The sequence below is a fragment of the Tateyamaria sp. genome (genome assembly GCF_039945315.1).
In the GTDB taxonomy this organism is placed as follows: Bacteria; Pseudomonadota; Alphaproteobacteria; order Rhodobacterales; family Rhodobacteraceae; genus Tateyamaria.
The window spans coordinates 1-3745 of sequence record NZ_JBDUXB010000034.1 but is presented as its reverse complement, the minus strand read 5'-3'; the positions used below and the strand labels follow the sequence as shown (position 1 = coordinate 3745).

The following is a 3745-nucleotide window of genomic DNA, read 5'->3' as shown; positions in this document are numbered from 1 at the left end:
CCGTACAACGGACGTGACCGGCACGGTTCAGCTGGCTGAAGGCACCGAGATGGTTATGCCCGGCGACAACGTGTCCTTCGGCGTTGAGCTGATCGCACCGATCGCCATGGAGCAGGGCCTGCGCTTTGCGATCCGAGAAGGCGGTCGCACAGTCGGCGCCGGTGTTGTGTCCAAGATCACTGAGTAAAGGCGGGTAGAGCGCACCCACAGGTGCGCCCTACTGCGCAAAGGTACGGTGGACAAAACACCGCCCGTCAATTGGTCGCTCTAACAGAGCGACCTTTTTTGTTTTCGCCGCCTGGTAGATGCGCGAATGAGGTCTTGATCTTGATCTTGCCATCGCATATCCCGCCCGCACCGCAGGGGTATAGCTCAGCTGGTAGAGCGACGGTCTCCAAAACCGTAGGTCTCGGGTTCGAACCCTGATGCCCCTGCCAATCTTTACAAGGACTTACGGTCGATAGGGGCTAGGTGACGACCATCAAAGTCACAGCCCAAAGTCACAAACCGCTATTCAGCGGCTAGAGTAGCACCGCGCAGCATTTGCAACACAGTGTCCAGAGGGTGCCCGGTTTTTTCCGAAAAGCGCATGGCTTCAAGCATCACCTCGGGCGGCAGGTCTGCCGTCGGCTGCGGTTTTGGTTGGCCGTCCATGGCCCCGCCGACGGCGACAATCTGCTGCTGCGCCAGTTCGTCCGACACCCACCCATAGGTCCCCGAGGTCATAGCCACATCGGAGTGCCCCGCGAACTTCGAAACGGTGTTGATGTCCACGCCCTGCTCCAGAAGATGGGTGATTCCCGCCATGACGGCGCGAGTGGAAGCCGCCGGTCACGCCAAGCCGCGCAGCGGCGCGGCGCACGGCCTGCGTCGCGTTGGAGGGACGCCACAGGCCCGCATCCGAGGGGGCAGGGAACACCAGCGGCCCTGAGACGGTCTCGCGTCGGGCTGAGAGCAACTTCGCCACCCGAGGCACCAGCAGAACCTTTCGGCCCTCGTTTGTCTTGGTGCCGTCGCGCAGGGTGCCGTGTCTCTGATTTGGAGCAGTGCGTCGATATCTTCAAATTCTTTGCTCACAGTTCTGGGAAGATCATCCTCATTATGAACGTCGATGAGATACGTCCCAGGTCGCCCTGGCTTCTCCTGGATCCGGGGCATCGCCTTTTTAAGTGCTTCGAATTCGCTCTGCGAAAGAACGGCCCGGCATCTTCTCAGCGCCGTCTCCGCTCGGGCACCGACATGCTGATCCCGAAATCGGACTTTTGAAAACCGGGTGTAGGTTTCCACACACCAGGTTTCATCGGACTCATCTGGATTCGTTCACGACAAGGCGTCGCGGATTTCGGACTTTGTCGCTGACCCGATGATCGCGTCACGGACCTATGCAATGCCGATATGGTCCCACCCTTCGAACAGGTCGTCAAAGCCATCTTTCACATGGCTACTGTACTGCTTGATGAGCTCCAAAGCTGCTTGTCGTTCATCTTCTTCATCAGGTTTATGTGTATCGGTCACTCGGGCCTCGTCTAAATACTAGGAGGCCCGGCTCAATCAAACCGTCAGATCAAACAGCACTTTTGGAAATCAAAACCGAAGTGCACCTGTCCAGCCTCTTTAAAGGAATATTGTTCTGAAATCAGAACTGTATTCGAAGGCTGCATATGGTGAACGAAGGTGTCATGCCTGGAACATTAGGAGAACAATCCCGGGGCATCAAGGTCGAACTTAATTGCGCGCCAACTGGGGGCAACATCCGCAGTCAGCCCAATGCGGACATCGCGGGAAAAGGTGGATCTAGCCAGACCGGACATTCGGGCACCATTAGTCGAATGACTGAGTTGAGCTGCCGTTTCAACGGATCGCCGCAACACATTCATGGAACGTCTCTGCTGGTGAGAAGTAATGGCACAGTTTTAGGGGGGCACGACAGCCGCAACGACTGATAAATCGCGAACCTCAAACGTCAAATAAATTTATAATAAAGCGACCGTTGTCGTTTTTTTGGCAGTACAAATTCTAGGCAGCGGTATGCAACAGTCGTTTGCAAAATTAGCGGAGTGCGACTCCGCTGACGCGTTGATCTCGAGTTGAGAACAAAAAACAACACATGTGGCTACAGCCGCGACAAGCCTACAAATTTACGACATGCATGACTACCGCAATCACAAAGGCTGCCCACAACCTGCTTCCAACACCGCTGACTTTTTCTCGGGAAGTCCCGAGAAAAAGTACCCGCGAAGTCAAACTATCTGGTGCGCTTGCGCAGCCCGACTTTGTTAACAAAAAGCTCTACGATCATCAGAGCGGAAAATATCATCGAGAAGGCGAATAGATCTAACATGGCAGGGTCCTTACTGTTTACATTTGTACCAAGCAGCCGCAGCAACACACGGCCTACTCATTACTAGCATCACTTATCGAATTTTGTTCGATGATTACTTTTAACAAGTCGCGGCTGATCCAAACAATTCATCAAGTATTCCACCGACACGTTGATAGTTTTGCCGTGTGATGGGTGAAAAATGTACCAATCAAATGTGGCATGTAGGGGCGCAGCAGGGATTGTTTTTAAACCATAATTCCAAAACTGTGGCGCCAGCCAGCAAGAGAACACAAAGCTGCCACATTTCCGCCACGTCAGCGCCCAGAAAATACCTTGGAATTTTCGCAATTCGCAGAGCCACTTGAACCGTTTGCACAGAGTTAGAAATGCCGCTTTGGGCTCGAAACGGGCCTTCGCCGCATGTTGTCTGCGCATCCGTTGTGCGGACAAAGCTACCTGATGCGGGTGCAGCAAATTCCGGCGGACCCGCCCAATCAAGATTCACAAAGTTTCGCGGCACTGCAGCGCGATTTCCCCAAACCGGACATCCAAATCGTGCAATTCGGCCAAACCCCAATCCAGACGTTCGCTGTGCTGGGCATGAGTGTCTAACATGCGGGATGGGGTGGATGGCTCCTGCTTCAACCGGCGTCGTAATGCGCCATAGTGCAGTTGTCATGAACTGCTTATGAGAGGAGCCACCCGATGCAAGTTACCACAATCGGCCTGGATTTGGCCAAGAACGTCTTTCAGGTTCACGGGATCACGGCGGATGGGACGGTTGCATTTAACCGTTCTTTGCGGCGCGCTCAGATGTTTACCTTTTTCCGGAAACTGGAGCCTTGCCTGATTGGCATGGAGGCGTGCGGGTCCAGCCATTATTGGGCGCGTGAACTGAGTAAGCTTGGCCACGTCGTGAAGCTGATCGCGCCGGTTGGCACTGTCAGAAGAAACTGACTTGAGCCGGGCAGGGCGGTTTCGTAGCGTCTAAAGATGACCAATCTTGATCCATTTCGCTATTTCAAAACGAGCCGTGAGATTATCCGCCTGGCAGTGATGTTGTATGTCCGGTTTCCGCTGTCGCTCCGCAATGTGGAAGATCTGCTGCATGAACGTGGCATCGATGTGAGTCATGAAGCCGTGAGGTTTTGGTGGCATCGGTTCGGTCCGATGTTCGCGTCCGAGATCAGAAAACGGCGGATTGCGGGCATGAAATCCAGCAAGTGGCGCTGGCATCTGGACGAGGTATTCGTGAAGATCAACGGCGAGCGGCATTATCTATGGCGGGCTGTCGATCATGAAGGCGAAATCCTGGAAAGCTTCGTCACGAAGGCACGTGATAAGAAGGCTGCGTTGAAATTCTTAAAGAAAGCAATGCGTAAGCACGGCAGTCCTGACGTGGTCGTGACGGACGGTCTGGCA

At 54.3% G+C, this 3745-nt stretch carries 3 protein-coding genes, 1 tRNA gene and 2 pseudogenes; 4 read left to right on the top strand and 2 right to left on the bottom strand.

Annotated elements, in window-relative coordinates; genetic code table 11:
• Both tuf and ABJD00_RS09955 read left to right on the top strand, forming a co-directional pair.
• Positions 1 to 187: pseudogene (tuf, locus tag ABJD00_RS09960) on the top strand (elongation factor Tu); the annotation flags it as partial.
• A gap of 174 nt (positions 188 to 361) precedes the next feature.
• Positions 362 to 437, top strand: a tRNA-Trp gene (locus ABJD00_RS09955).
• 73 nt (positions 438 to 510) lie between these two features.
• On the opposite strand, the gene ABJD00_RS09950 is transcribed toward ABJD00_RS09955, so the two are convergent.
• Positions 511 to 807, bottom strand: coding sequence for a hypothetical protein (locus ABJD00_RS09950; protein ID WP_413849045.1), 297 nt, complete (start codon positions 805 to 807; stop codon positions 511 to 513).
• 573 nt (positions 808 to 1380) lie between these two features.
• Positions 1381 to 1515 (bottom strand): hypothetical protein, encoded by a 135-nt coding sequence (locus ABJD00_RS09945; RefSeq protein ID WP_413849043.1) that lies wholly within the window; start codon positions 1513 to 1515, stop codon positions 1381 to 1383.
• A gap of 1513 nt (positions 1516 to 3028) precedes the next feature.
• Between ABJD00_RS09945 and ABJD00_RS09940 the strand changes: the two are divergent.
• Positions 3029 to 3256, top strand: a pseudogene (locus tag ABJD00_RS09940) (IS110 family transposase); the annotation flags it as partial.
• Positions 3257 to 3316: 60 nt separating this feature from the next.
• The coding region (locus tag ABJD00_RS09935) for an IS6 family transposase (protein WP_413854383.1) at positions 3317 to 3745 on the top strand (429 nt) is incomplete at its 3' end.

What these genes read in the sequence shown, in the direction of transcription:
- ABJD00_RS09950 (WP_413849045.1), bottom strand. Translation starts at nt 807, where the DNA reads ATGGCGGGAATCACCCATCTTCTGGAGCAGGGCGTGGACATCAACACC.